The organism is Enterorhabdus sp. P55 (assembly GCF_009911695.1).
Lineage (GTDB): Bacteria > Actinomycetota > Coriobacteriia > Coriobacteriales > Eggerthellaceae > Enterorhabdus.
This window is the reverse complement of the sequence record NZ_QWKK01000115.1, coordinates 1-6,121: the sequence shown is the minus strand read 5'-3', so window position 1 is coordinate 6,121 and position 6,121 is coordinate 1. Positions and strand designations below refer to the sequence as shown.

Genomic DNA, 6,121 nt, shown 5'->3' with positions numbered 1-6,121 from the left:
TTGGTACGGTGGCGAGACGCGAAAACAGCTTGATAGCCCTGTTTCGCGGGGGCGCAAGAGGCAAAACCCCAGGTCGGCTTTTTCAGAGGGCGTCTCGCGAGGGTTCGCCACCGTACCAAACTCCGGATCTGTGCCATCAAAGCCGCGAAATGTGGTTGCGGGCGGGACGCGCGGGGAAGCGTGGGCCCTTTCGGGTATGCTATGCGCAGTGGCGGCGTGGCGGCGATGGCGGAAGGAGACGCAGTGGGGGATTCGCTCAGGTTCATCCATGCGGCTGACCTGCATATCGGCGCGCCTTTCCGTGGGTTGCGGGCGCTCTCTCCGCGGTGGGCCGATCGGCTGATGGACGCCATCCCGCAGGCATGGGACCGCGTGGTGGACGCCGCCGTGCGCAATGACGTGGACTTCGTGGTCATCGCCGGCGACATCTTCGACACGGCACGCGCCTCCTATCGCGACTATCTGCACTTCTTCCGCGGCCTCGAGCGGCTGGAGGAGGCGGGTATCGCCAGCTACCTGTGCACGGGCAACCACGACCCCTACGCCACCTGGCAGCAGGACTTCTTCTCGTTGCCCGCGCACGCGGTCATGCTCGCCGCCGATCGGCCCAGCTTCGCGCTGCACGAGCGCGACGGGCGTCCGCTGTGCGTCATCGCTGGGCGCGGCTACCCCAACAAGGTATGGGCCGATGACGAGGACATCGCCGCAGGCATCACCCGCACAGCCGCCGAGCAGGCGCTCGGCCCGCGCGCGACCGAGGCGCCCTTCGGCGTGGGCGTGCTCCACACCGGGCTCGACCTCGATCCGGTGAAGGCCCCCACCAGCCCGTACGCGTTGCGAGCCGCCGGCTTTGACTACTGGGCGCTTGGGCACATCCATCGCCATTGGGAGGACGACCCGGCGAACCCGCGTCTCGTGTTCTCCGGCTGCATCCAGGGACGCGACATCCGCGAGACGGGTCGGCGCGGCGTAAGCCTGGTCACGCTGGAGAAGGGCGCGCCTAACCGTGTCGAGTTCATCCCCACGGCGAGCATCGTCTGGCAGCAGGTGGCGGTGGACGCGTCGGACAGCCCGACGCTGCCAGCCCTGGTGGAGAAGGTGATGCGCGAGCTGTTCGCCGTGAATGGCCGCTCGTCGTGCGAGGAGATGGTGACGCGCATCACGCTGACGGGTGCGACCGACCTCCACGAGGTGCTCGGCCGCCCCGGCGTGCTGGAGGACGTGCGCACGAGCGTCAACGACTCGTATCCGGAGTTTTTCTGCGATGCACTCATAGACGAGACCACGCGTCCGCGTGATAGGGAGGCGCTGCTGGCGGAAGGCCTGTTCCCAGCCGTGTTCCTGCGCGCCGCCGAGACCCTGCGCGCCGATTCAGACGAGGAGCGCGCCTACCTGCAGGAGGAGTTCCTGCGCCGTGGCATCGCGCTGCCCTCGGCGCCTTCGGGCCAGCTTGACAAGCTGGCGGCCGAGGCCCAGGAGCTCGTGCTCGACCTGCTCACCCAGGAGGAGAAGTGATGGGCGCGGAGGGACGGCGCGCGGAAGGCGCCGAAGACGTGCGGGACGTGCGGGGTGCGGAGGGACAGCACGCGGAGGCGGCTCGGACTGCCGCGAGGGCGTGCGACGCGCGGCGCGGCGCGTACCTCAAGTTTCTGAAGGTGACGAGCTTCGGCGCGTTGAGCAATCGCGTGGTGGGGCCGTTCTCGCCAGGGCTCAACGTGGTGTTCGGGCGCAACGAGGCGGGCAAGACCACGCTGTCGTCGTTCGTGGACGGCGTGCTGTTCGGCTGGGAGGAAGCGCGTGGCACGCGCAACACCTACAAGCCGCAGAACGCCGAGCGTGCAGGTGCGCTCGTCTTCGGTCAACTGACCGGGCCTGGTGTGCCCGACGGCCTCGGGGGCCTCGGGACCTCGCCGGGGGAGGGCCTTCGGGAGGAGGGCGCTGGCGATGCCTCCATCGGCCCCGACGGCGTCCTGCGAGAGGGCCTCGCGGGAGGGCGCGCCTTCGACGGGGGCTCCGCGGCGTGCGTCGATGCGCCCGACCTCGTGGTCTTTCGGGCGCGCAACGCCGACGGGCTGCAGGGCGACGTGGCGGTGGCGGCCGACATCGACCGCGACACCTTCCGCACCATGTTCTCGCTCAACAGCGACGAGCTGCGCTCGCTGCGCAACACGCCGGACGTGACGGCCAAGCTGCTGACGGCGGGGTCGGGCACGGGGGCCTCGCCGGCCCATGCGCTGTCCGTAGTGCAGGAGCGCCTGGCCGCGTGCACGTCGCGCGCTGCCAGCGCCGAGGGCTCTCTCGTCAAGCTGACGGCCGAACGCAGCGACCTGCGCGCGCAGCTGCATGCGGCTGCCGACGAGATGGACGCCTATCGCAAGCAGGACGCCGAGTTTCACCAGCTGGAGGGTCAGCGCCAGGCCATGGCCGAGCGTGTGGCCGACACCAATGCGGCGCTTGAGGCGCTCTCGGCCTGCCGCGCCGGCACCGAGGGCCTCGAAGCCGAGGCGCGCATGCTCGAGGCCGAGTGCGAGCGCCTGCGCGAGGAGGAGCGCCAGGCCGTGGCCGATCGGCGCGCCTTGGAGGGTACGGTGGGCCGACGGCTCGCGCGGCTCTCCAGCGCAGAGGACCGCGCCTTGCGTGACCGGCTGGACGCCCTGGGCGCCAAGGAGGAGCGCCAGGCCCACGCCGTCGACCGGGCGCGCGGCAACTTCGCAGCCTCCAAGGCCGCTTACGAGGTGGTGCTGGAGTCTGGCGACGACCAGGCAGAACGCGCGCATGAGGCCGCCACGCGCCGCATGCGACTGGCTCTGGCTGCCGCGCTGCCGGTGGTCATGCTGATGGGCGGCCTGCCGCTGTTCGCCCTCGGGCGCGCCCGCGGCAGCCTCACGTACATGTCGCTCGGGCTGGTGATCACCGCCTTCGCGTTGCTGATGGCCGCGGCGGCCTTCGTGATGCTCGTGCGTCCCGACAAGAACGCCGACGCGCGCAAGGAGCGCCTGCGCGACGCGCAGTGGGTGATGCGCCAGGACGAGAAGAAGCTCGCGTCGTGCCTGGCCGACGAGGAGGAGCTGGCAGCGTCCATCCGCGCCGAGCTGGACGGGGCGGGGCTTGCCGAGGCGGAAGGGTCGCTGCGTCGGGCGCGCTCCCTGCTCGACGAAGCGAAGGACGTGCGGGCCGAGATGGCGCTTGCCCAGCAGCGACGGCAGGCGGCCACGGCGCGCCTGACCGAGGCCGAGCGGCGCCTGGGCGACATAGCGCTTCAGCGCGACCAGCTCTACGAGCGCGCCGGCATGGAGCCGGGCGCGCCACTGTCCGCCGTGGACGAGGCCGTCTCGCGCCGCACGCTTCAGCGCGAGGGGTTGCTGGAGGCGTCGGAGCAGCTCAACCGCCGCCATGGCGAGCTTCGCCAGCTGCTGGCGCAGGCGGGCACGCTGCGCTCCTTCGACGAGCTGAAGATCCGCTACCAGGCGGTGCGCACGCGCCTAGCCGAGGCCACCGCCGACTTCGAGCGGCTGCTGCTGGCCGAGCGCATGCTTCAAGCGGCCATCGCCACCTGGGAATCCAAGAGCCAGCCGGAGGTGTACCGCCAGGCCAGTCGCCTGCTCGCGGTAATGACCGACGGCCGCTGGACAAGCGTGTCGCTCTCGTCCGAGGGCGTGTTGCGGGTAACCGACCGGGCGCTCACCACGCTCGAGCCGGTGCACCTGTCGCTCGGCACGCGCCAACAGCTGTACCTGGCCATGCGCATGGCGCTGCTGCTGACAGCCGACAACGTGGGCCGCGCCATCCCCATTCTGGCCGACGACATCCTGGTGAACTTCGACGCCGAGCGTCGCCGTGGGGCCGCCCGCGCCCTGGCCGAGCTGGCCGCCACGCGCCAGGTGATCCTCTTCACCTGCCACGAGGAGGTAGTCGCCGCCCTCCGTGAAGCCGCCCCAGACGCTACGCGCATCGACCTGTAGCGCCCCGACCCTGCGGCCTCCCGCGCCCGCGGCTTGCGGGCCCCTCGCGGCCCACGGCCCCATGCGCCGGTCCTACGCGGCTTGCGGGCCCCACGGCTCGCCCCCTATGCGGGGCCCTCGCGGCTTGCCCCCCCGCACCCGCGGCGCCGCAGCTTGCGTCGCGGCCGTCGTTTCTGCGCGACATGCGTCCGTGGGCTTCATCGGCGGCGCCTCCTTGGCGAGGGCGTGAAACAAATGTTTCACGTGAAACATACCCCCACCGGGTATCCCCCCCGCTGTTTCCCGCCCGAGCGGCTCCACCGGGCGTCCACCTCCCCGCACGGGCCTCACGGCTCGCACAGATCCCGCGGCTCGCACAGGCCCCGCCCCCCCCGGCGGCTCGTATCGCGTGCCCGTGGGTCGCCCTCCGGTTTTTTGGGCTGCGCTGCAAATTCAGTCGGTTTTGCACCCGGCCTTCACGGCTGTCCACGCCTTTTCCTGTGGCCAACAAGGAAAAGGCCAGGTCGCAAATGCCTCGCAAGCCTTTGCCGAGGCGCAGCCACTCTGCGGGGAGTGCAAAACCGTCCGAATTTGCAGCGCAGCAGCATTTTTTAGCAGGTTTTGCCCAGCTCTCGCAGCCTCCCACGCTGGATAGGGGAGTTTGCCCCCGGTTAGCCGTCCTTCTGCGGCCTGCGCGCGCTCCCTATACTATAATTCGGAGGTTGCGAGAGAATCTGCCGTCCGCGGAGGCCCGCGGCCGAAGAGAGGGAGCGAAACACATGCCCAGTACAGTGCTCGTCGGTGCCCAGTGGGGTGACGAAGGCAAGGGTAAGATCACCGACCTCATCGCCGGCGACTATGATTACGTCGTGCGGTTCCAGGGCGGCAACAACGCCGGTCACACGGTCATCCACGGTGACAAGGAGCTGGCCCTGCACCTCATGCCCTCCGGCGTCATGTACGAGAACGCCGTGCCCGTCATCGGCAACGGCGTGGTGGTGGATCCCGGCGTGCTGGTGAAGGAGATGGCTATGCTGGAGGCCGAGGGCGTCTCCTGCAAGAACCTCAAGATCAGCTGCGACGCCCATGTCATCATGCCGTATCACAAGGATCTCGACGGCGCGGACGAGAAGCGCCTCGGCTCCAACCAGATAGGCACCACCAAGCGCGGCATCGGCCCGTGCTACCAGGACAAGATGGGCCGCAAGGGCATCCGCATCCAGGACCTCATGGACGAGCGCATCTTCCGCCTGAAGCTGGAGACGGTGCTGGCCCAGAAGAATCCTATCCTCGAGAAGATCTACGGTCTGCACACCTACACCGTGGACGAGATCTGCGAGGAGTACCTGCCCTACGCGCGCATCCTCAAGCCGTTCATGACCGAGACGGCCTACATGCTCAACACCGCCCTGCGTGACGGCGCGTCCATCCTGTTCGAGGGCGCCCAGGGCACGCTGCTCGACATCGACCACGGCACGTATCCCTACGTCACGTCCTCGTCGTGCTGCGCGGGCGGCGCGGCTACGGGCACGGGCGTGGGCCCGGCGCGCATGGATCGCGTGCTCGGCATCCAGAAGGCCTACGTCACGCGCGTGGGCGGCGGCCCCTTCCCGACCGAGCTCAAGACCGCCGACGAGGGCGGCGTGGGCCAGGACGCACTTGACGGCCAGACCCTGGGCACCATCGGCCACGAGTTCGGCGTGACCACCGGGCGCAAGCGTCGCTGTGGCTGGTTTGACGCGGTCATCGCGCGCTACGCTGCCGATGTGAACGGGCTTACCGATGTGGCCCTCACCAAGCTGGACGTGCTCTCGGCCTTCGACACGCTCAAGGTGTGCGTGGCCTACGAGTGCGACGGCGAGCGCTACGACTACTTCCCCATGCAGCAATCGGTTCTGTTCCACGCCAAGCCCATCTACGTGGAGCTGCCGGGCTGGAAGGACGTTGACATCACCGGTTGCCGCTCCTACGAGGAGCTGCCGGAGAACGCGCGCAAGTACGTGGAGTACATCGAGGAGATAACCGGCGTCCCCGCGAGCATCGTCTCGGTGGGCCCGGACAGAGATCAGACCATCATGCGAGGCTGGTAGGGGAGGGCCCCGCCCGGGCGCTGCCCGGGCGCCGTGTCGGGCGCCCCGACGTGCCCGGCGCGCCCCGCCCGCGAGGCGCGCCTCCCGCGG

At 69.6% G+C, this 6,121-nt stretch carries 3 protein-coding genes; all 3 read left to right on the top strand.

Translation table 11 applies throughout. The features are described from left to right. The first annotated feature begins 243 nt into the window (after positions 1-243). The 3 genes from D1643_RS09285 (at position 244) to D1643_RS09275 (ending at position 6,031) form a co-directional block, all read left to right on the top strand. Positions 244-1,515, top strand: a complete 1,272-nt coding sequence (locus tag D1643_RS09285) for an exonuclease SbcCD subunit D (protein WP_370520330.1) — start codon at positions 244-246, stop codon at positions 1,513-1,515. Next, positions 1,515-3,962 carry an AAA family ATPase gene (locus tag D1643_RS09280; protein ID WP_160710351.1) on the top strand — a complete coding sequence of 816 codons (2,448 nt, stop codon included), beginning with the start codon at positions 1,515-1,517 and terminating at the stop codon, positions 3,960-3,962. Before D1643_RS09285 ends, D1643_RS09280 begins: the two co-directional genes overlap by 1 nt. A 758-nt stretch (positions 3,963-4,720) precedes the next feature. Further along, positions 4,721-6,031, top strand: a complete 1,311-nt coding sequence (locus D1643_RS09275) for an adenylosuccinate synthase (RefSeq protein ID WP_160710350.1) — start codon at positions 4,721-4,723, stop codon at positions 6,029-6,031. Positions 6,032-6,121 lie beyond the last annotated feature (90 nt).

Excerpts from the sequence above, each read along its gene's own strand:
- D1643_RS09280 (WP_160710351.1), top strand. The coding sequence starts at position 1,515 with ATGGGCGCGGAGGGACGGCGCGCGGAAGGCGCCGAAGACGTGCGGGAC.
- D1643_RS09275 (WP_160710350.1), top strand. The coding sequence starts at position 4,721 with ATGCCCAGTACAGTGCTCGTCGGTGCCCAGTGGGGTGACGAAGGCAAG.